Genomic DNA, 23,834 nt, shown 5'->3' on the forward strand with positions numbered 1-23,834 from the left:
AGTTTAACCCCCCTTTTGGAAACCGATTTCGTTCATGAGGGGGGTTTTTACTAAGTTGGTAGAGAAAAAGCGAAGAAGGCAGATGGCTCTGGGGATGGGGGAACTAGATGAAGAAGCTCTTACATACATTTGTAAAGAAGCAGAAAAATAGAAGGAACATTGGGGAAACAGATAAAAACTTACGATTACAAGTAACTGTAGGTAGAAAGATATTCATTGTATTTGCTATCATTTTTTTCTTAATTGCAACTCTAAGCGTTTCTACTATTACGGGATTAAACACGATAAACAAGAAATCTAGTGAAGTAGAGGAAGATTGGCTTCCATCAGTAGAAAGAATAGGTGAGATGAGATACCTGGTAGAACAGGTTGCTGCATTTCAATTGTTCTATGCAAATGCCGAAACAATTGGGGAATTGAACCAATTTGATGGGCGCTTTGATACGATTTTTAGTAGATTAAGTGAAATATTTGAAGAATTTGAGCAAACCATTTCGAGTAAACAAGAAGAAGAGATTTATAACGGCTTCCGGGCGGAATGGGATAAATATCTTGTCGTTCATGAAGAAGTTCTTTCTCTAGCAAGAGCTAATCAAGACGATGAAGCGAGTGAAATTATTAAACAATCTCGTCAACAAATAGAAATTATTGAAAGTTACCTAACCGATTTAGTTGAATTGAACCAATTATTAGCGGGGCAAGCGGCAGAAGAAAGAGAGACTGTATCAACATACGTGCTAGTAATTATTGTTGTATTAATTATCATTGTTTTAGTGGTTTCAATCATTATGGGGATCCTTCTCTCAAGAAGTATATCAAGACCATTGTCACAAATGTCAATGAGTGTGAAGCAGGTAGCGCAGGGGAATTTAATGGTCGAACCTATTTCAATTAAAAATAGGGATGAAATCGGTAAGCTGGCTACTGATTTTAATAAGATGACAGATAATTTGAAAAAGCTAATTGTGGAAGTAATGAAAAACTCTGAGAGCGTAGCAGCTACATCTGAGGAGCTGTCCACTAGTGCTGAACAAACGCAACAAGGCAATATGTCCATTTCAACTGCTATGAAGGAAGTAGCTGGTGGGGCTGAAAACCAAGTGACACGTGCGTCTGAGGCAAACCGTGTCATTCAAGAAATTTCAACAGGTATGACACAAGCAGCGTATTCTATACAAGCCGTTTCTGATCTTACAATCGCAACAAATGAGAAAGCCACAACTGGACAAGGTATTGTTTCGCAAACGGTTGTGCAAATGAAAGATGTGCAGCAAAAAGTTCAACTTACCTCTCATGCGATGAACACATTAAGTAATAAATCGAACCAAATTGGTCAAATTCTTTCTCTCATCACCAATGTGGCTGAACAAACAAATTTATTGGCATTAAATGCAGCTATTGAAGCAGCAAGAGCAGGTGAACATGGTAAAGGATTTGCCGTTGTAGCAAATGAAGTAAGGAAGCTTGCTGAACAATCAGGACAAGCAGCTGATGAAATTAAAAAAGTGATAGACGAAATGCAAAAGGAGGTTGAACATGCTCTAAAGTCTATGACAGCTGGGATCAATGCTGTGAATGAAGGGATTCTAATGGTCAATAAAACGGGTAATTCGTTTGAAAAGATTGTTGAAATGGTTGCCGATGTTTCCTCACAATCACAGGAAGTATCAGCGATTGTGGAGCAAGTAAATGCCAGTACGAAAAGTATGGTTGATTTAATAGAGGATATTGCGAATATATCTGTTTTTTCAGCAGGAAATACTGAAGAAGTAGCTGCATCGGTTGAACAGCAGAACATTATTATGACAACAGTTACTTCGTCTTCTGAGGAATTAAGTCAAAAGGCACTGGCATTACAAGAGTTAGTGAAAAGATTTAGAGTATAACTTACTTTTACAGAACTACCCGATAGATGGATATGTGAAATAACCAAAGGTAAGTGACCATTGGAAGGCTTGTAGATTCATATGAATTGCTACAAGCCTTCCAATAGGTTTTTTTAAAAAGAACTTATACAATTCAATTCTATCTTTAATTCCGTTTAAAGAAATGCCTTCGATTTAATTCCCTCAGAAAGAAAGGCTTCTCTTAGATTCTTCGCAAAATGAAGAGCCTCTGGACGATCTCCATGTATGCAAATCGTTTCTGCCTTAACTGCTACATCACTTCCTTGGATGGAACGTACCTTGCCTTCCTTAATCATGCGGATAACCTGTGAAACAGAATCTTCGAATGTGTGAATAAGTGCATTCGTGTGAGTTCGTGGTGTTAAGGTACCATCCTCTTGATAGGTACGGTCGGAGAATACTTCATTCGCTGTTTTTAGCCCGATTCTTTCACCTGCTTTAACCAATTCACTCCCGGCCAGACCAAATAAAATGAGTTGTGGATCGACATGATAAACAGCTTCAGCTATTGCTTCAGATAAAGCTCTATTCATAACAGCCATATTATATAAAGCTCCATGTGGTTTAACGTGTTGCATTCTTTCTCCCTCTGCTTTTATAAAGCCGGAAAGTGCCCCGATTTGATAAACAACAATGTCATAAGCTTCCTGTGGTGTTATTGTCATGTGACGACGACCAAATCCTACTAAGTCAGGAAGACCTGGATGAGCACCGATTCTTACCTTATTTTTTAGGGCTAGTTGGACAGTTTTCTTCATCACTGAAGGATCTCCAGCATGAAACCCACAAGCAATATTAGCTGAGGTAATGAAAGGAAGGATTTCTTCATCCTGTCCAATAGTATATTCGCCAAAGCTTTCCCCTAAATCACAATTTAGATCAATTTGATACATAACATTCTACCCCCTATGTTACCTCTCGGTGAAGCTATAGTTGTCATTATTGTAACATGAGTACCGTACATGAAAAGAAAGCCTTCACAAAGGGAATGAATCGTCATCATATTTTGGTTGTTGTTTAAGTGATCTGAATTTATAGTAGCGCTACGTTCTCTAATTAAATTCTTATGTTGCTAATAGGGACTTATTTTTCGGGAATATTCATCTAGTTGCCTTCCTCTCATAAAATGATCCTTAGAGCCTCAAGGCTTTCAAGATGTAAAAAAAGGAATGCCTCCCTAAAATGTCGAAATAAGTAAGCACCACGCAAACTTATGTGCGAGACTCCTGCGGGAGGAGGCTCACCGCCCGCCCCGCGAAAAAGGGAGCAACTGGAGCGGAATTCAACCAGACTGGACACTTAATAAATAGACCAAAGCTAAAAGGAATCTAAATTCTATAGATCCATATTTCATTAAAACAAGCAAGTGTGAAATTGATTCAATTAGGAACTTGTTTTTTTTTGAGATATTCGGTTTAAAAATCTGAGTTCTTATCTAAGAGATGATTGCCTTTAAATAGGTTCTTTAAACGAAAACTGCTTAAGGTTGAATGGAGCGGAAGTGCGAGACTCCTGCGGGAGGAGGCTCACCGCCCGCCCCGCGAAAAAGGGAGCAACTGGAGAGGAATTCAAGCAGACCGAACACTTAATAAATAGCCATAAGTTAAAAGGAATCTAAATTCTATAGATCCGTATTTCTTTTAAAATAAGCAAGTGTGAAATTGATTCAATTAGGAACTTGTTTTTTTTTAGATATTCGGTTTAAAAATCTGAGTTCTTATCTAAGAGATGGTTGCCTTTAAATAGGTTCTTTAAACGAAAACTGCTTAAGGTTGAATGGAGCGGAAGTGCGAGACTCCTGCGGGAGGAGTGGGACAGGTGAGACCCCACAGGCGTTTACGCCGAGGAGGCTCACCGCCCGCCCCGCGGAAAGGGAGCAACTGGAGCGGAATTCAACCAAAGCGAACACTTAATAAATAGCCAAAAGTTAAAAGGTCTAAATTCTATAGATTCATATTTCTTTAAAATAAGCATGTACAAATGGGAAGGGATGAATAGTAGGTGACAAAGGGTAAGTGGGAAAATCAAACAAATGGAAAGATTGAATCTTTAGGCGATTCTGCCATAGTTATACGGTTTGGAACTAAAATTGAGTATGAAGTACATCGAAAAGTTCAAGCGGTAGTCGATTATTTACAACATAACAGTTTTCAGGGATTCATTGAATGTATCCCAGCTTATACAAGTGTGACCATATTATATAATCCGCTACAAGTGTGGAATAGTGCCACTAATAAGGAAAGGCAAACGAAAACTCCATCTAAGATCGTTCGCTCCATTGTCGAAGATTTCCTCATGAACGTAAGGGAAGAAAAGAGAGCCAAACATCGAGTTGTTGAGATTCCCGTTTGCTATGGTGGTGAGTGTGGGCCGGATTTAGATTATGTTGCTAAAGTCAATCATCTATCAAAGGATGAAGTAATTAGCCTTCATTCTACTACAGAATATCTTGTTTATATGCTTGGCTTCTCCCCCGGATTTCCTTTTTTAGGAGGAATGGCAGAGGAGCTTGCAACTCCTAGACGTCACTCTCCCCGCACATCCATACCAGCCGGTTCTGTTGGAATAGCTGGCGGGCAAACAGGTATCTATCCTATATCTACACCTGGGGGCTGGCGACTTATTGGACAGACGCCACTCCAACTTTTTCTACCTGAAAACGAACCACCAAGCTTGTTAGCGGCTGGGGATATTGTGAAGTTTTATTCCATTTCCTATGACGAATTTATGGAGTACAAGGGGGGAGGTTTATGAGTATAAAGATTATACGTCCGGGATTATTCACAACGATTCAAGATTTAGGAAGATACGGATATCAAAAATTCGGTGTTATTGCTAGTGGAGCAATGGATACCTATTCCTTAAGGGTCGCAAATATATTGGTTGGTAATCACGAAGGAGAAGCCGCTATAGAAATGACACTAAATGGACCTAAGCTTCTTTTTGAACAAGATCAGCTTATTGCCATTACTGGTGGAGATTTAACACCTACCATTGATGGAAAGGCCGTTCCATTATGGCGTCCAGTTTATGTGGAAAAAGGGAGTGAACTAAAATTCGGAGCTCCAAAAATCGGATGTCGTGCTTACCTTGCTGTGGCTGGTGGTATGGCTGTTGAAGAAGTGATGAAGAGTAAAAGTACGTATACAAGGGCTGGAATAGGTGGGTATGAGGGTCGTGCTCTGCAAGCAGGTGATGTTGTAGCAACAAATCCCACCTCTCACCACGTTCGTCTTTTCATGAATAAACTAAAAAACAAGCAACCCTCATTACCATTTCAATCAACGAACTGGTTTGTAAATTGGAATGAATTTCTCCCCCTTTCAAGGAAAAATTTCATTCGCACTTTACCAGGAGCGCAATTTCACCAATTCACAACTCAAAGTAAAAATAAATTTTTCACAGAAGGATTTAAAGTGTTACCTCAATCTGATCGAATGGGGTATAAATTGTCAGGACCTACACTTAAATTAAAGGGAAAAGTAGAGATGCTTTCAGAGGCTGTTGTTCATGGTACAATTCAAATTCCGCCTGATGGTCAGCCAATTATCCTCCTTGCAGACCGTCAAACAACAGGGGGATATCCAAAGCTTGCTCAAATTGCCTCTGTAGATTTATCTCTTGTAGCCCAAATAAAGCCCGGGGAACAAATTCAATTTACTGATATAACAATAGAGGATGCTGAACATTTATATCTTGAACGGGAGGAACGATTTAAGCAATTAGTAGGGAGTATACACTATTCATTAAGGGAGCAAATTTTATAGATTTAAATAGGAGTCTGAATGTAGGTGAACACTAAGAATGAACGTCCATAACATTCATTCTTAGTGTTCATGTTCATACTATATAATGGGATACTACTACTCTTCTTCGTTATATTCACCTAGCATTTCTTTCATTGTAAAGGTTAGTGCATAATAAACATATAAAGCTGTCATTAATGCTGGGTAACCGTACCGTTCTCCATCCTCACCGGGAATAAGCGGCTGCCTTAATTTTGAGTCGATATGTAAGTCTGTAATGGAATAAAGATGCTCTGCTCCTTCATCCTTAACATTAGCAGACACTCCGACAGTTTGAATCCTTTCCTCTGCAAGTTTTTTTGCTAACGAAATGGCCTCTGAATCCGTTGAACGATACGTGAAAAGAAGAACTCGATCCTCAAAGGAAGGTCGTTTCATTTGGCCTTTATCATCAAGTAATGCTTCAACACGAAGTAATGGCTCTGAGCTATTTTTAGCCTCAAGTAAAACACCTTGTAATTCTTTATGACCATGTATATATAATATCCCTTCACCAATTAACGCTTGGGCAAGTAAACGTGCGCTATCTTCAATCGCTTCCTCTTCTTGTTCTAGAATGCGATTAAAATGACCAGCTACTTGGGTAGTGAAAATTTTCATCATGATGTCATCCGTCTCCTTTATGTCTAATGTATAAAATATTATATCGAAAAGCATCTAGATACTCAAAGCCAATACATGTGCGCTGTTTTTTTGTGGTAAACTGTAAGAAAGCGTTTATTTCCAGGAAATAAGAAGATCGAAAAGGTCTAGGAAGTTTTAGTATCTTGCTCCGGGGGCCCAGCATATTCCTTATAATTTGACAAGTTTAAGCAGAAATTGTCGATAAAAGAAAAAGAGAACATGCAGGAAAATAGAAGGATGAGAAGAAATTATAGTTTATGAATAAATCTGTCTTTCAAGTTTTGATTGGATATAAACAACTATGAGTGAATAGTAGTAGTTGGTTCTAATGACTGTTAACAATGGGTTATGTTCTAAATATAATAGTTGGCTACTACAGATAACGTGTTCGACTGAAAAAGGCTTAAGTAGAGTATTAGAACAATCATTTGATTCGCTCATTATCGTAAAACAGCAGGTTATAAAAGACAAAAAAAGAGAATCCGAGGTGTAATGATGGAAAAAGAAAAGATTTTAATCGTTGACGACCAGTATGGGATCCGAATTTTACTTAATGAAGTGTTCCACAAGGAAGGTTACAGAACGTTTCAAGCAGCAAATGGCTATCAAGCACTTGAAATTGTAGAACAGCATTCTCCGGACTTAGTTCTATTAGATATGAAAATACCGGGTATGGATGGAATTGAAATTTTAAAAAGAATGAAGGTAAAAGATGCTGATATCCGAGTCATTATTATGACAGCCTATGGTGAATTAGATATGATTCAAGAGGCGAAGGATCTAGGAGCATTAACTCACTTTGCAAAGCCGTTTGATATTGATGAAATTCGCGCAGCAGTTCGTAAGTATTTACCACTTAAAGCCAACTAATAATCTTGTAACATTATATTACCCAAATATCAGCTGAATTGTTGCCGTTTTGCAGATATATTGGTATGCTAGTACATATGAAAAGTGATCATGCGGACTCTACATATTCGTATAAATTCTGGTCAAGCTAGGTATGATATACTTTTCTTATCTAGAAAAATAAGGTTTCTTAGGAGGATTTTCGACATGCCTTTAGTTTCAATGACAGAAATGCTAAATAAAGCAAAAGACAACGGCTATGCTGTTGGGCAATTTAATCTAAACAACCTTGAGTTTACTCAAGCAATCCTACAAGCGGCACAAGAAGAGAAGTCACCAGTTATTCTTGGTGTATCTGAAGGGGCAGCTCGTTACATGGGCGGATTCAAAACGGTTGTAAAAATGGTAGAAGGTCTTCTTGAAGACTACAGCATTACTGTACCTGTAGCGATTCACCTTGACCATGGTTCAAGCTTCGACAAATGTAAAGAAGCAATTGATGCTGGATTTACATCTGTAATGATCGATGCTTCACACCACCCATTCGAAGAGAATATTGAAACAACTTCTAAAGTTGTTGAGTATGCTCACTCAAAAGGTGTTTCTGTAGAAGCTGAACTTGGAACTGTTGGTGGCCAAGAAGATGACGTTATCGCTGAGGGCGTTATCTATGCTGATCCAAAAGAGTGTGATGAGTTAGTTAAACGTACTGGTATTGACTGTTTAGCTCCTGCACTTGGTTCAGTTCACGGACCATACAAAGGTGAGCCAAACTTAGGGTTCGCTGAAATGGAAGAAATTGCAAACTTAACTGGTATGCCATTAGTACTTCACGGAGGAACTGGAATCCCAACTAAGGATATCCAAAAAGCTGTTTCTTTCGGAACTGCGAAAATCAACGTAAACACTGAAAACCAAATTGCATCTGCAAAGGTTGTTCGTCAAGTGTTAGCTGATAAGCCTGAAGAGTACGATCCACGTAAATACTTAGGACCAGCTCGTGACGCAATTAAAGAAACTGTAATCGGCAAAATGCGCGAATTCGGTTCTTCTAACCAAGCATAATCTATTAAAGAATATGTACCACCTTACGTAAAGGTGGTACATATTCGACAAAATAAGTAAGCGCTATCAAAGAAATGTCGATTTTTCTGTAATATCCTTTACCTAGCGGGCTAGAATATGACGAAAGAGAACGGACTGGCATTTGCTTGTCCGTTTTCAACTCATTCATAAAAACGTTATCCAAATAAAGTTTAAGTATATACACCTATTAATTTTAGTCTATTTTTAAAAAAGTGGAGCTTACAAAGGCATTATAAGGATAGTTTCCACAGTTACTACCTCATTTTAGATCCTAACTCACATATAGAGACTAAGACAGTCTCCCATACTTTTGTATCTTATTGGTCTAGGGCTGCTTTAGGGAACCAAAGTCAGACACTTTTTTTCTTTACTTGTTGCTTTTTAAACGTATTGCAAATGAGATTTAGATGTATGGGAATCGATTCCTGAGTCGTTGTGTAGAAATGAATGATCTCTTCGATATGTTTAAAAAGAAACAAAGCTAGAGATGTTTAAACAAATTGGTGAAATCGTGACGAAAAGATTGTTGTCCTACTCAATAGATGGTTTAATAAGAAGGAGGATATAGACAAGTTGTTTTTATTGAAATAACTAGACAATCAAGCAGAGATACCAATGGATAGTCTTCTACTATCTGGTAAAGTGTTTGCTTAGAGTCTTTATCGAACGTGAAGTAAACGAAGACTCTTTTCGAACGTTTGCTATCCTAATAAAAGCTTCAAAAAACAAAGTCATTATCCACATGATATTTTTTTGGTAGGCAAGAAGAAAGGAATCTCTTCCTAATCAAATAGAAGAACCTTGTACCAAAGGGGAAAATCCGACAATTGGATTTTTTAAGGAAGCAACAATCTATAGGAAAAAGACTTTATTAAGAAACTATTCTTTTTAGCGTTGAGCGTAAAAAGAAATAATATCTTCTAAAGATATGTATTTCCTCTTGCATTAAAGGAAATAAAAGAAATAAATAGCTCGTTTGATTTCTAATCTACATTTACACTATTTGTTGACAAAGAAATGTTTTTTTTCGGAAAACATGATGGCTCAGATTAGAAGCGTGTTTCGTATGAACCAAGTACAGATCATCTGCGAAATATCCGCACTCCTCACCCCATGTTCTTTCCGTAAAGTCAACTTCATTAGAAGGGAGACGACCATGGAAAAGTTAAAAATAGCTGGTGGAGATTTATTACAGGGTACTGTATCAATAAGTGGAGCGAAAAACAGTGCAGTAGCACTTATTCCTGCAACAATATTGGCTAAATCTCCTGTTACAATTGAAGGATTACCAAACATATCTGATGTAAATATATTAGGTGATTTGCTCGAAGAAATTGGTGGTAAAGTTGAACTGACAAACAACGAGATGGTTGTCGATCCATCTGAAATGATTTCTATGCCATTACCAAATGGTAAGGTGAAGAAGCTAAGAGCCTCTTATTATTTAATGGGGGCGATGCTAGGTCGATTTAAAAAAGCAGTGATTGGACTTCCTGGTGGATGTCACCTTGGACCACGACCTATCGATCAGCATATTAAAGGATTTGAAGCCCTCGGTGCAAAAGTAACAAATGAACAAGGTGCAATCTATTTAAGAGCTGATGAGTTAAAGGGTGCACGTATTTATTTAGATGTTGTGAGTGTTGGTGCGACAATTAATATTATGCTTGCTGCTGTGTTAGCGAAAGGTCGTACTATTATTGAAAATGCAGCAAAAGAGCCTGAAATTATCGATGTTGCTACATTGCTATCTAGTATGGGTGCGAAAATTAAAGGTGCTGGTACAGATGTGATTAGAATTGACGGAGTAGAAGAGCTGCATGGCTGCCGTCACTCTATTATTCCTGATCGTATTGAAGCGGGTACTTATATGATCATTGGTGCTGCGATGGGGAGAGAGGTTATGATTGATAATGTTATTCCTCTTCATCTTGAATCTCTTATTGCTAAGCTAAGAGAGATGGGCATGCACATTGAAACAAGTAATGATCAAATCTTACTTGTAGGTGGCCAAAAGGAACTAAAAGCGGTAGATATTAAAACACTAGTATACCCAGGTTTTCCTACAGATCTTCAACAACCTTTTACTTCTTTCCTAACGAAAGCAACAGGAACGAGTGTTGTAACAGATACAATCTATTCTGCGCGTTTTAAACATATTGATGAACTTCGTAGAATGGGTGCAACCATCAAAGTCGAAGGCAGATCTGCAATTGTTACAGGTCCGACGACACTGCAGGGTGCGAAGGTAAAGGCAAGTGATTTACGTGCAGGTGCTGCTTTGGTGTGTGCAGGCTTAATGGCAGAGGGTGTTACAGAAATAACAGGTTTAGAACATATTGATCGTGGCTATAGTCAATTAGAAGAAAAACTAACAGGCTTGGGAGCGACAATTTGGCGCGAGAAAATGACAGAAAAAGAAATAGAGCAACTTCAAAGCTCTTAAGCACGTAATATAGAAAGGTTTAAATGACCGGAAGAAGACCGGTAGAGCCTCTACTTGGTCATTTATGAATTTGCCACCAGCCTCAATTTCCTTTGTTAAATGAGAGGCTGGGGTAATCTTTGGATGGTCGAAATGTTTCACTACTTTCCTTAAGAGGTTATGAATGTTAACACATGATTTTGTTGTTATCAAAAAAATAGTACAGTAGAATTGATAACGCAAACAAAATGAATGAAATTCCTTCAGTAATAACCTCAAACTTCTACTAATTTTCCAAAAAAGATTGATTAAATATGTGAAATAGGGTAAAAATAAAGAGTGCTGCATTGAACGAATATCTACAAAAACTACTTCAAGCTCACCTTCATTTTCCTTCTCTATCCTAAAGGACTAGTTTACTCTTCATTAGATCAAGCGTAAGAGTTTATCTTCAACATGTGCCAACTAGACATTTTCTCATATGTGAAGTCGATAGACAGGAAATTACTTATTCTAAAATTGAAAAAAAAAAAGAGTGGTGTTTTTATGAGTCAGGTTTCAATTTCTTCATTAGAGCATTTGAAATTGAAAGAACTTTATGAGCTTGCACGTCAATACAAGGTTTCTTATTATAGCAAGCTAACAAAAAAAGAATTAATTTTCGCGATCTTAAAAGCGAATGCCGAACAAGAGGATTTATTGTTCATGGAAGGTGTACTAGAAATCATTCAGTCAGAAGGCTTTGGTTTCTTAAGACCAATTAACTATTCTCCAAGCTCTGAAGATATCTATATCTCAGCATCCCAAATTCGTCGTTTTGATTTACGTAATGGGGATAAAGTTTCTGGTAAGGTACGCCCACCAAAGGAAAATGAACGTTACTATGGTTTGCTTCATGTTGAAGCTGTAAATGGAGAAGATCCAGAAACAGCTAAAGAACGTGTACACTTCCCAGCATTAACTCCACTTTATCCAGATAGACAAATCTTTTTAGAAACACAATCAAATAATTTGTCCACTAGAATTATGGATTTAATAGCACCTGTTGGATTTGGTCAGCGTGGTCTGATTGTTGCGCCACCGAAAGCAGGAAAAACCATGCTGTTAAAGGAAATTGCAAACAGCATCACAACAAATAATCCAGAAGCTGAATTAATCGTCCTACTTATTGATGAAAGACCTGAGGAAGTGACGGATATTGAACGTTCTGTCGCTGGTGACGTTGTAAGCTCTACTTTTGATGAGGTACCAGAAAATCATATTAAAGTAGCAGAGCTTGTTCTTGAACGTGCAATGCGCCTTGTAGAGCATAAGAAAGATGTTATTATCTTAATGGATAGTATTACACGTTTAGCTCGTGCGTATAACTTAGTCATTCCGCCAAGTGGTCGTACGTTATCAGGTGGTATTGATCCAGCTGCTTTCCACCGTCCAAAACGATTCTTCGGTGCGGCTCGTAACATTGAAGAGGGTGGTAGCTTAACAATCCTTGCGACTGCATTGGTTGATACTGGCTCTCGTATGGACGATGTTATATATGAGGAATTCAAAGGAACAGGTAACATGGAGCTTCATCTAGACCGATCACTAGCTGAAAAACGTATCTTCCCTGCAATTGATATTCGTCGTTCAGGAACACGTAAAGAAGAGCTGTTAATTCCGAAAGATCATTTAGAGAAACTATGGGCAATTCGTAAATCTATGACGGATACACCTGACTTTGTTGAAAAATTCTTTAGAAAATTACGTCAGTCTAAATCAAATGAAGAATTCTTTAGCAACCTAGACGCTGAAATGAAAGCTGCACGAAATCGCTAAAAGAGGGACTGAACGTGAAATAGAAGAATAAGGCTTAGACCAAGAGGAATTAGTGATTATCCAAGATTTTCTTCTAAAGTAACTGAAGTTCAGCTTGCAATAAAACTTAGCACTTGTTATAATTTCATCATGTGCTTTTCTAGATATGATTTGTCAATCGGACGAGTCATACTAGATATATAACTCTGTCTCGAATGATTCAGGGCGGAAGGAGATGAAAAGAATGAAATCAGGAATTCATCCAAACTTTAATAAGGTTATGGTGAAATGTGCTTGCGGTAACGAATTCGAAACTGGAACTACGAATAAAGAGATCCGTGTTGAGGTTTGTTCTGAGTGCCATCCATTCTACACAGGACGTCAAAAATTTGCGGATGCAGGTGGACGTGTAGATAAATTTAACAAAAAATACGGCATTAAATAATTGTCATAAACACGTTTTTTTACAAACAGGCAAGACGAAACTGCGCTTGCCTGTTTTTTCACGCCAACTTTTGGTCTTTTTCATTAAAAAGTTGGCAATCCTACATATATTGGTAGGTTTCCTTATTAAATAAATATACTCAATAAATCATGGAATCCATGCGTTCGGCATGTTGAGATAGAAAGATAAATGTACCAGATAGGTATGGTCTATCGACTCGGAACTACGAAAAACGAAGGGAGAGACCGTTAGATGTATGTAATGAAACAAAGTGGGTGGCTTGAGGTTATTTGCGGAAGTATGTTCTCTGGTAAATCAGAGGAGCTCATTCGCAGAGTTCGTCGTTCACAATTTGCAAAGCAGGAAGTGAAGGTGTTCAAGCCTGCGATTGATAATCGATATAGTGAAGAAGAGGTCGTATCCCACAATGGAACAGCGATCATCTGTAAGCCGGTTGCTTCCTCCACAGACATATTAGAATACATTTCAGAAAAAACAGATGTTATTGCGGTCGATGAAGTTCAATTCTTTGATGAGAAAATTGTGGACATCCTGTCACTTTTGGCAAATCAAGGATACCGTGTGATTGCAGCTGGTCTAGATCAAGATTTCCGTGGAGAGCCTTTTAGTGTTGTCCCTAAGTTGATGGCTATTGCAGAATCTGTTACAAAACTACAGGCGGTGTGTTCCGTATGTGGTTCACCAGCAAGTCGTACTCAACGTCTTATTAATGGAAAGCCTGCATCTTATGATGATCCTATCATATTAGTAGGAGCTTCAGAGTCCTACGAACCAAGATGTAGACACCATCATGAGGTACCGGGAACGCCTGTTATTCAGCTGAATAAAGAGAATAGTACAGCTAATTCTTAAATAAAAAGAAACCTATGTCGACTGAGGACATAGGTTTTTTGCTATAGAAGCCGTGTCTGATTTGGATTATGTCGAAAAATAAATAAAACAAGATATTTCGTTAATAAATCATGCGAAAGCGAAAATAAAGCTGGTAATTGAGTCGATTTCATAGATCTCAGTCAAATGGTCACAAGACTTTACGCCGCTATACTGTCCCAGCTCGAGGCTCTCAAATGGTAGAATGGAGCAAAAGTGCGAGTGAGACCCCACAGGCGTTTACGCCAAGGAGGCTTAAACGCCCATCCCGCTAAAAAGCGAGCAACTGGAGCGAAATTCAACCAGACCGGACACTTAATTAATAGTCTCATTTTTAAGAAATTAGCTCTGTGTTTTTTAAAAATAAGCACTGATGAAATTGATCCAATTTCAAAAATAAATCCACAAAACTGAAAGTAGCCAGCCAGTCAGCCAGACTCACATTCTCACAAGACTCGTTCAAAGAACCAAAATAGTCCAAGTAAGCTAATTATACCTGAGGTGCTATACACCATTTTCATATAGTGTGTAGTGTTACTTACATATTTCATAAGTGGAATAAGAGCAAGTAACACGGCAAGCTGGCCAACCTCAACTCCCAAATTAAAAGAAAGAAGGGGGAGGACAAAGTTTTCATCTAATGTTCCTCTTAAAACCTCGGCGAAGCCAAAGCCATGGATAAGACCAAATCCCAAAGCAACGAGCCATCTCCACTTCGTCTTTTCTTTTCTAAAGTTCTCAAAAGCAATATAGACAATACTTAAAGCAATCAATGGTTCAATAATAGTAGATGGGATGGAAAGAATTTCTAATGCTGCTAGACATAGTGTGATACTATGGCCAACTGTAAAGGCAGTTATGATTTTTATGTAATCCTTTGTAGTAGCTCTCGCAAGAATAAGTGCCAAAATAAACAAAAGATGATCTATGCCTGACCATATATGCTTCATCCCTAACATCAAATAATCACCAAATCCTACTGATTTTGCAGATATGTCTGATAAATCTCTGTTTGTTGCATTTTTGTATTCAATGATATGAGTTGAGGCATCTAGCACATATTCATTACTTACATTATTGAACACGACTGTAGCAAAATTTTGGTGTTTCGGATCAACCTCGTTGAAAAAGAGGTTATAGTCTATTTTATAGGATGAAATAGAACTTATTTGAGGGTACTCTAGCTCAATGTGAAACATGTCATGATTCCAACGCTTAGTAAGTTCAATATTTTTAATAGTAGGTATTTGCTCGACATGATTTAGTTCGACATGAACTTGTTCTAAAATGAGCTTTTCGATGTCTTTTCTTGCACCCTTTATTTCATTTTCCTTCATATAGCCATCCTGATTTTCATCAATCAACAATAGACCTCCGACAAGATCTGCTAATAAGTATAAATCATAGACCATTTCCTGACCTTCTATATTTACTTCCGAATACCCTGTTGAACCAGAGTGAGCTTGTGTCTTTTCTGGAGAGAAAATAACGAGTACTAATAGGAATACTAGCCATGATTTTAGAAAGTCTCTATTCGTAAGATGTAACATATGTTGTCCCCTTTCATGCGAGTAAATTCTACAAATATTGTCGCTATTCATCATTCTATTAAACTAGTGTTAATAGTAGATGTTCTTAATGTAAAGAAATATGAATAAATGTAAATGGATGAATAGTATTCTATTATAATGTTTGGGGACTTTCGGGTTTTATTATACCTTCGTTTTTAACAAGTAAACGTCTATGGAATCACACAAAATTATCCAACGGTTTATTATAAGCATCGACTGAATATCCGAACGTTCAAAATGTTAACCTTTACAATTATCAGAAATCTTTAAAAACCTTTACACAGAATTAAACTTCTTTTTACATCTTTCGATTAGGATTGACATGATTATAGAAAATTTTAAAGGAGGATTCCATGAAAAAAGGCATGAAACAGAAGATGAAGAAGTTGTTTCTATATGTTTGTATGGTAACGATTGTTCTAGCAAACCTTCTGCCTGTTTTTTCTGTGAAGAAGGTGCAAGCAGTAGAAATCAACACTCCAGAAGAAATGACAAATACTGAAGAAGAAGTAGATACTAAGCCGGATGAAACAACAAATTCTCCGGGGGACACACAAGAAGATATGCAAGAAGAGCAAACGATACTAGAACAAAATGAGCCACAACAACAGCAAGACAGTCAAGAAGCCCCACAAACAGAAGAAGGAGAAGAAGATCCTGTCCCACAAACACAAACAAACGAAGAAGTAACGGAAGAGGACGATCAGAAAAATTCTGCTCTACTTATTACAGAAATCTCTCCAGATTCTAAAGGATCTGATTACTTTGAGTTTTTCGAAGTCTATAATAATACAAATCAATCGCTATCATTAACAGATTATGCCTTTATCTATCGTTATACAGATACGAAAAAAGACATAACATTCCAAGTACCACAGGTAACAATTGAATCACAAGAAACTCTTGTTTTTTGGCACAACAGCAATAATTTATCACTTAGTGAATTTAATCAACATTTTGGTACGAATCTTACACGTAATCAAGTAATTGAATTTAAGGATGTATTCCCGGGCTTTTCGAACAGTGGGAATCGTGCAGCTGTTTTAAAGGATAAGCAAGGTAATGAAATCGTTTCAGCTACATATTTGCCAAATGAAACGTCAAATGAAGGAAAGGTTGTTCAATATCAGTATGCGAATGGTCAATCTGCTATGAAAAAGCTTGAAGTAAAAGCAGATCCTACACCAGGGGAAATTGAGTTGGAACAAGTTCCTTCCAAGCCTGTTGAATTAGGAGCTATCCCTGCTGACCAAGAGCATCCAAGCATTACACATGAGCCCGTGCTTGAGAGTGATCCAGGTAAAGCCGTCACCATTCAAGCGAGCATTTCTGATGATCGTGCAGCAGTTCCTCAAGCTACGCTATATTACAAAAAAGCTCATGATGAAGAATATACATCGGTATCAATGATTGTGAGCTCTGACGATTGGACAAGCTATCAAGCGACCATTTCGGAGTCTAACGTACAATCAACCATGAAGTATTATATTGAAGCCTCTGATGGAACGAATAAGTGGAAAACAGAGGAGTATACACTCTTAGTCGATGAGCCAGAAGAGACATATAGTGATCAGAAACTATTGATAACTGAAATTTCTCCTAACTCTGCAGGTACTGATAACTATGAGTTTTTTGAGCTATATAATAATACAAATCAACCTTTATCTCTATCAAACTATTCATTTGTCTATCACTATACAGACGGAAGTTATGAGGATAAGGAGTTTTCCCTCCCTATAAAGGTGATAGGACCAAAGGAAACCATCGTATTCTGGTTTAATTCCCAGGATTTAAGCCTTCAGGATTTCAACACTCATTTTGGTACGAATTTAGTAAGTGAGCAGGTTGTTGAATTTAAGGATACTTTCCCTGGTTTTTCAAATGGTGGAAATCGCGCGTTATTAATTATGGACCATACAGGTAATGAAGTTGTTTCAGCTAGCTACTTAGGTGATGAAAATGACAATACAGGAAAAGGAATTCATTATCTTTTTTCTACCACAGGCTCTGTCATGGAAAAATACAAAACATTAGCTGATCCAACACCTGGTTCACTTGATAAAGCTCAAGTCCCTACTAAAGTGGTGGAAGTAGAGGAAATTCCAGAGGACACAGAAGCACCCGTGATTACACATGAACCAGTGAAAAATGTGGATAAACTTACACCGATTCAAATTACTGCTAGTGTGATAGATAATATAGTTCCTCAGCCTGAAGTGACTCTCTATTATAAAACTGTAGAGGAAAATAGCTTCACAGCTAGTAAAATGACTACAGAGGACAACAAAAGCTTTAAAGCGGAAATTCCATCTGCTAGTGTACAAGCACCTATTACGTATTATCTTGAAGCAACGGATGGAAAGAATCGTACTAGTACAGAGGAATATACGGTTCAAGTGCACGTACCGGAAGAAACATATAGTGATCAGCAGCTAATTATAACAGAAATTTCACCAAACTCAGTTGGTGGCGGAACAGATTATTATGAGTATTTTGAGCTATACAATAATACGAATCAGGAGCTATCTCTATCAAACTACTCATTTGTTTATCGTTATACAGACGGAAGTAGACCGGATGTTATGTTTACCATTCCCGCGACAACAATTAAGTCTCAAGAAACTCTTGTGTTTTGGTTTAATAATGGAGATCGTACGTTAGATCAATTTAATGAGAATTTCTCTGCTAGTTTAACAAGTGAGCAAGTAGTTGAATTTAAGGATGTTTTCCCGGGCTTTGCAAATACAGGGAATCGTGCACTTGTTATTAAAGATCATCTGAATCAAGAGGTTGTTTCAGCAAGCTATTTAGGTGATGAAAATGATAATTTAGGTGCAGTCATCCAGTATATTTTCCCTGCTTCTGGTACGGAAATGGATAAATTCAAAACCCTTGCTGCTCCTACTCCAGGTGGGATTGAACTTGTTCAAGTACCATCAAAGCCTGTGGAGATTGTAGAAATGCCAGAAGATACAGAAGCGCCCGTGATTGATCATTCTTCAGTGAACAAAGGAGATGCTTATTCACCCATTTCATTTGAAGTAACCGTAACTGATAACATGGCTGTTCCATTTGTAACATTACATTACAAGAAAAAAGGAGCAGAGAGCTTTACAGCAGTTACCATGAATGCGAGTTCTGATGCAGGAAGCTATGTAGCGGAAATTTCTGGTGGAGAGGTTGAAGACGATCTTGTGTATTATATCGAAGCCTCTGATGGTAAAAACATATCTAAAACAGAAGAATATACGATTACCGTTGTAAAAGAAGAGGTTGATTATAGTAAAGTCCCAACTTTTCTTGTGACAGAAATTGTCCCTGATTCAACAAATGTTGGTTCAGCTGATGGATATGAGTTTATTGAGATTTACAACAATACAGACCAGGATGTAAACTTTAAAGATTTTAAGCTTCAATATCGCTATGGTACAGATCCAGCTAGTGATGTAGTTTGGCCGTCCGTTCCAGATGATGTGGTAATTCCAGCGCAAAAAACGCTTGTTTTCTGGATCATTAATGGACAAAATACAGAACAAACAGTAGCTGATTTTAACGCGAATTACGGGACGAGCTTAATTGAAGATAAAGACATCGTCAGAATATATAGTGATGGTATGGCGAATGCAAGTACAAGAGGACTAGTAGTTGCCTCAAATACTAAGGAAGAAATTACGGTTTCTTACTACAACGATGTAGCAAACGTTGATGATACGACACCGAACAAAGGGATATTATACAAATACCCTGTCGATGGTACAACTCAATCTGTTAAAGTGAGTGCAAATGAAATGGATGCTACACCGGGTAAAGTGGAGGCCTATCAGGTGCCGAAACAACCGGTTCACGTAGAATTGGATACTATTGCACCAACTATCGTCAATAAAACAACTGTTTCAGAAGTGAAGCAAACGGAAGATATTGAAATTGCTGTAGAGGCAAAGGACGATATTGAAGTCAAAACAGTTCGCTTATTCTACCGTACAAGCTCAGAAGAAGCGTTTAAAGAAACGTTATTACCACTAGATTCTGACACACATTTATACAAAAATATGATTTATGCGTCAGACTTAATTGGAAAAGAAAAGGTAGAGTATTTCTTTACGGTTTCTGATGGACAGAATGAAGTGAAGAGTGAAACCTATATAATTACAATTCAAAATAGCTTAAATCAAGAGGACCTTCGCTTAAACGTAGAAGAAGGTGAATATGTAAAAGGTGAAAAGATCTTAAAAGGAACATCTAGTACAGATTCTGCAACTCACACGAAGCTCTTTGTTGATGGAGTGGAAGTGAAAGATGCTACCTATTCCTCCCTTGAAACAGAAGCTTATTTAGCAATTGAAGTGACAGGCTTAAATACGTATTTCCAAAATGCTGTCACGATGGGTGAGGACATTTTATTCCTAATGGATAAAGATTGGTTATCCCACTGGAAAACGTTCACGATACCGATTGAGGCGGATAGGCTAAAGCTTGGAGAAAATGTGTTAACCGTTCGTGCTGGTAACAAGGCATCTCCTTTCCAAATTGATGAAGATGAAGAAAATCGTGACGATTATAATTTACGTAATGTTCGTCTCATATTAGCTGATGGAACGGTATTGCGAGATCCGGCAAAGAGCAATCCAGCTCAAGTGTTTGATATGGGAGACGATGGTACGTTCCGTCCGTTTGAAGATTTCACATTTACGATTACAAAAGATCATACAAATGCGAAAACATTTGCTTGGGATACAACAAAGGTAGCAGATGGTAAACATACTATAAAAGTTCAAGATTCAAAAACTGAAAAATCGGTAGGAATTAACGTGGATAACACGGCACCTACAATTGAAACACTATTTGAGGATGGTGCGGATTTTAAAGGGGAATTTGTTCTAGATGCTGATGTTTATGACGAAGGCTCAGGTATTCAATCGGTAACCGTTATGCTAGACGACGAGCAAATTACCCTTCCTTATCAAACAGCATCCTCACTACTTGAAGCAGGTGCCCATCAAGTGAAGATTACAGCGGTTGATAAAGTTGGAAATGAGAGGATCGTTGTAAAGGAGTTTTCCGTAAATAATGAAAATCCGGACAAACCTGAACTTATTTCACCAGCAGACGGTAGTTCTACGCCGGTAGATGGTGACCCAAATTTAAAGGTTAAAGTAACAGATCCAACAGGCGATGATTTAAATGTGTCGTATTATAAAGGCTATAAATACGATGCGACAAATACCGATCAAGTAAAGGTCTTTACAAATGCAACCGATATGGAGCCACCTCAAACGATGGTACCTGAAGGGGAAGTACCACTTTCACTGGATGAAAGAGGATTAGTGTCGAAAAAGGATGGGAGCTACTACACAACGGAATCAAGCGAGCAATTTCCTTATCATCGTTTTGATGTTGAGGTAGAGCCGACTATCGACGATCATGACAAAATTGAACTTTCCTGGAGCGGTAAGTCATTAGAAGGAAGAAAAGTGTCGATGTATGCATGGAATCATAGCACAAATAAATGGACACTTATTACGTATAAAATAGCAGGAAAAGCAGACTTTGATTTAACAGGAACCATCTCTGTTAAAGAATATGTAAAAGACTCAAAAATCAATGTCATTGTTCAAGATGAAATTCCAAAAACTCCTGATGAGTATGATTACACGTTTGTGTGGATGTCGGATACACAATATTACTCAGAAAGCTATCCGTATATTTTTGAACGACAAACAAGCTGGATTGCAGAGAAGCAGGATGAGTTGAAGATTAAGTATGTATTCCATACCGGAGACTTAGTTGACAATTTTGATCAAGAGCAAGAGTGGAAATATGCCGATCAATATATGGGTATTCTAGACAATAACAATGTTCCATACGGTGTTTTGGCAGGAAATCATGATGTAGATCAATTACTAAACGACTATACGGAGTTCTATAAATATTTTGGTGCCGACCGCTTTGAAAACTATTCCTATTATGGTGGTAGCTACAAAAATAACCGTGGTCACTATGATTTAATTTCTTCAAATGGTAATGATTTTATCATGATGTATATGGGCTGGGGTGTTGAAGATGAGGATCTAGAATGGATGAATCATATTCTGAAGCAATATCCGAATCGTAAAGCAATCTTAAATTTCCATGAATATTTATTAGTTTCGGGAAATAGAAGTCCATTAGGAAACAAAATTTACAGTAAAGTCGTTGAACAAAATCCAAATGTTATCGCTGTACTAAGTGGTCATTATCATGATTCTGAGACATTAGTAAGTGAAGTTGATGACAATGGAGATGGTGTAGCTGACCGTGAAGTGTATCAAATGCTTGGTGACTACCAAGGTGGCCCTGAGGGTGGACAAGGTTATTTAAAGCTTCTCCATTTTGACCAAGACAACAATCGCATTTTAGTTAACACGTATTCACCATACTTGGATGATTATAATTATTACGATCCATCAGAGTTCCCTGGTAAAGATGAGATGATTATTAATCTTGATCTATCAGTGGATGAAAAAGCTGTTGCAACAGATTACTTTGCAGTAAGTGTGAAAACAGATGAACTCATTGGCCAACAAGAAGGCGTGAAAAGTGGTTCTACTGCAGAAGTGACATGGACGGGTTTAACTGAGAATGAAACCTATTCGTGGTTCGCCCAAGCAGAAGATAGCTTTACTGGTAAAGCTTCATCTGATATCTGGACCTTTACAAAAGGAAACGATGCAACGACTGATCCGGGAGAAGGAACGGACCAACCAGGGGAAGGAACAGATAACCCAGGGGAAGGAACAGATAATCCAGGTGAGGGAACAGATAACCCAGGAGAAGGAACAGATAATCCAGGTGAGGGAACAGACCAGCCAGGAGAAGGAACAGATAATCCAGGTGAGGGAACGGACCAACCAGGAGAAGGAACAGATCAATTGGAAGATGAGCCTAGTAAGCCGAGCGTCAATATAGCAGTAGAAATAAAAGAGGGTAAAGCAACAATTCATACTGAGGATTTAGAGAGACTAGAAGCGGGAACAAAGTTCATTCTAGATCTTAAATCGGAGTACATCATTGATCTTGAATTAAGTGCGAAGCAAATCGAGATTATAAAACTGAAGCAGTTAACTCTCATAATTAAAAATGTAGATATGAGTTTAACAATACCAGCAGCTAACTTACCAGATGGTGATGTAGTTGTGGGAATTGAAAGAATGAAGGATATAGACGAAGCTCTTAGTGCCGTCTATGATTTCACCATTATGGCAAACAACAAGGTGTATCACCAATTTAAAGAGGATATGGTCGTTGCATTTACTGTTACGAAAAAGGTGGGGAATCCTGATAAAGTAAAAGTTTACTACTACAACGAGACATCAAAGAAATGGGAAACCATTGGTGGATCATTTGAAAATGGAGTAGTAATGGCAAATACAGATCATTTCAGTACGTTTACTTCATTTGAACAAGCTTCCTCTGAATTAGTTGAAGAAATTGAAGTGAAATCACCTGAAAGTGGATATAACCTACCAGATACAGCTACAAATATGTTTTCTAACATATTGTTAGGTATAGGTTTCTTCCTACTAGGGGGCAGGTATGTTTGTCTTTATGAGAAGAAAAAATAAGCCAAGCGAGTCACTATAATGGAAAAGGATCAGCTCCAGATGGAGAGCTGATCCTTTTTTTAGTAGATAAGAAAAAAGTACATTTACTATATAGGTTTACTGTCTAGTGTAGGCGCTTGTGCTTTTATATTTGGCTCTTTTCGTACTTAGTTATTTGAAGAAAACAGCACTGTATAAAGACTAGTCGCATCCTTTCTTTCTTAGAATTATTCCTGATCTAATTATGATTAGCAACAATCCATCAGAAAAGAACCCTATCTTAGTGATCCTAAAAGCGACAGCTTAAACCTCAAAGCCAGTTCGCATTTTCGAAAAAGAAATGGGCACTATATCCAGTAGGAGGTGTTAACATGAATAAGGCAATTATCCTTATGTTTTCTTTCCTTACTTTATGGTTGTCGGGCTGTCAATTACAGGCAAGAGAAGGGTATGAACCTCAAGAGGAAGATGTTAACGGATTAAGGTTAATGAAGGATGGTCATGCAACGTATGATGAGCAAGAACTAGAAGACGAACCATATGTGACCAATCAGAACCCTAATTTTATTGATTTAACAGAGTCGAGACCAGACCTAGGGACAGATCAAAATAAGCTAGAAGAAGCAATTATGAACGACCCTGAATTATCATTAGGTCGAGTCATTATAAATGGAAATCAAATACATGTGAAAGTCTTTACAACCGAAAGCTTAACAAAAGAGGAAGAGAAACAAAGAACAAAAGACATTCACAAAAAAATGATAACGGCGCTACCAAGATATGAAATTGATGTAGAGCTTGAGGAGAAATAAAAAGGTGCCAGTCCCCCACCGCTTTAAAGCAGCGGGGGACT

14 protein-coding genes and 1 pseudogene are annotated in these 23,834 nt (G+C 37.8%); 12 read left to right on the forward strand and 3 right to left on the reverse strand.

Features of this window, described 5'->3' with window-relative positions; translation table 11 throughout:
• Positions 1 to 107: 107 nt before the first annotated feature.
• Together A9C19_RS22645 and A9C19_RS22650 are read left to right on the forward strand one after the other, a co-directional pair.
• A pseudogene (locus tag A9C19_RS22645) lies at positions 108 to 944 on the forward strand (MCP four helix bundle domain-containing protein); the annotation flags it as partial.
• Positions 945 to 1,067: 123 nt separating this feature from the next.
• Complete coding sequence (locus A9C19_RS22650) at positions 1,068 to 1,886, forward strand: methyl-accepting chemotaxis protein (protein WP_420835854.1); 819 nt, start codon at positions 1,068 to 1,070, stop codon at positions 1,884 to 1,886.
• 155 nt (positions 1,887 to 2,041) lie between these two features.
• Here A9C19_RS22650 and A9C19_RS00545 read toward each other — a convergent pair whose 3' ends face one another.
• Complete coding sequence (locus A9C19_RS00545) at positions 2,042 to 2,800, reverse strand: LamB/YcsF family protein (protein WP_072578140.1); 759 nt, start codon at positions 2,798 to 2,800, stop codon at positions 2,042 to 2,044.
• Between the two features lie 1,108 nt (positions 2,801 to 3,908).
• Here A9C19_RS00545 and pxpB point away from each other — a divergent pair.
• Together pxpB and A9C19_RS00555 are read left to right on the forward strand one after the other, a co-directional pair.
• Positions 3,909 to 4,661: a 5-oxoprolinase subunit PxpB gene (gene pxpB / locus A9C19_RS00550; protein ID WP_072578141.1), complete on the forward strand. Its 753-nt coding sequence runs from the start codon at positions 3,909 to 3,911 to the stop codon at positions 4,659 to 4,661.
• Entirely contained in the window at positions 4,658 to 5,674 is a 1,017-nt protein-coding gene (locus A9C19_RS00555; RefSeq protein ID WP_072578142.1) for a 5-oxoprolinase subunit C family protein, read from the forward strand. The genes pxpB and A9C19_RS00555 overlap by 4 nt, the downstream gene beginning before the upstream one ends.
• A gap of 96 nt (positions 5,675 to 5,770) precedes the next feature.
• On the opposite strand, the gene A9C19_RS00560 is transcribed toward A9C19_RS00555, so the two are convergent.
• A complete protein-coding gene (locus tag A9C19_RS00560) occupies positions 5,771 to 6,316 on the reverse strand; it encodes a DUF2529 family protein (protein ID WP_072578143.1) in 546 nt (181 codons plus the stop codon).
• A 516-nt stretch (positions 6,317 to 6,832) separates the two neighbouring features.
• On the opposite strand from A9C19_RS00560, the gene A9C19_RS00565 reads away from it, so the two are divergent.
• The 6 genes from A9C19_RS00565 (at position 6,833) to A9C19_RS00590 (ending at position 13,812) form a co-directional block, all read left to right on the forward strand.
• Positions 6,833 to 7,207: a response regulator gene (locus A9C19_RS00565; protein ID WP_072578144.1), complete on the forward strand. Its 375-nt coding sequence runs from the start codon at positions 6,833 to 6,835 to the stop codon at positions 7,205 to 7,207.
• Positions 7,208 to 7,393: 186 nt separating this feature from the next.
• Positions 7,394 to 8,251: a class II fructose-bisphosphate aldolase gene (locus tag A9C19_RS00570; protein ID WP_072578145.1), complete on the forward strand. Its 858-nt coding sequence runs from the start codon at positions 7,394 to 7,396 to the stop codon at positions 8,249 to 8,251.
• Between the two features lie 1,177 nt (positions 8,252 to 9,428).
• Positions 9,429 to 10,718: a UDP-N-acetylglucosamine 1-carboxyvinyltransferase gene (locus A9C19_RS00575; protein ID WP_072578146.1), complete on the forward strand. Its 1,290-nt coding sequence runs from the start codon at positions 9,429 to 9,431 to the stop codon at positions 10,716 to 10,718.
• A gap of 525 nt (positions 10,719 to 11,243) precedes the next feature.
• Positions 11,244 to 12,515: a transcription termination factor Rho gene (rho, locus tag A9C19_RS00580; protein WP_072578147.1), complete on the forward strand. Its 1,272-nt coding sequence runs from the start codon at positions 11,244 to 11,246 to the stop codon at positions 12,513 to 12,515.
• 223 nt (positions 12,516 to 12,738) lie between these two features.
• Positions 12,739 to 12,939, forward strand: a complete 201-nt coding sequence (rpmE, locus tag A9C19_RS00585; protein WP_072578148.1) for a 50S ribosomal protein L31 — start codon at positions 12,739 to 12,741, stop codon at positions 12,937 to 12,939.
• A 252-nt stretch (positions 12,940 to 13,191) separates the two neighbouring features.
• A complete protein-coding gene (locus A9C19_RS00590; RefSeq protein WP_072578149.1) occupies positions 13,192 to 13,812 on the forward strand; it encodes a thymidine kinase in 621 nt (206 codons plus the stop codon).
• A 464-nt stretch (positions 13,813 to 14,276) separates the two neighbouring features.
• Here the strand turns inward: A9C19_RS00590 and A9C19_RS00595 are convergent, their stop codons facing one another.
• Positions 14,277 to 15,380 carry a HupE/UreJ family protein gene (locus A9C19_RS00595; RefSeq protein ID WP_072578150.1) on the reverse strand — a complete coding sequence of 368 codons (1,104 nt, stop codon included), beginning with the start codon at positions 15,378 to 15,380 and terminating at the stop codon, positions 14,277 to 14,279.
• A gap of 374 nt (positions 15,381 to 15,754) precedes the next feature.
• Between A9C19_RS00595 and A9C19_RS00600 the strand changes: the two genes are divergently transcribed.
• Together A9C19_RS00600 and A9C19_RS00605 are read left to right on the forward strand one after the other, a co-directional pair.
• Positions 15,755 to 23,002, forward strand: coding sequence for a lamin tail domain-containing metallophosphoesterase family protein (locus A9C19_RS00600; RefSeq protein ID WP_072578151.1), 7,248 nt, complete (start codon positions 15,755 to 15,757; stop codon positions 23,000 to 23,002).
• A gap of 350 nt (positions 23,003 to 23,352) precedes the next feature.
• Positions 23,353 to 23,793, forward strand: coding sequence for a hypothetical protein (locus tag A9C19_RS00605; protein ID WP_072578152.1), 441 nt, complete (start codon positions 23,353 to 23,355; stop codon positions 23,791 to 23,793).
• The last annotated feature ends 41 nt before the right edge of the window (positions 23,794 to 23,834 follow it).

The sequence above is a fragment of the Bacillus weihaiensis genome (assembly GCF_001889165.1).
Classification (GTDB): domain Bacteria; phylum Bacillota; class Bacilli; order Bacillales; family Bacillaceae; genus Metabacillus; species Metabacillus weihaiensis.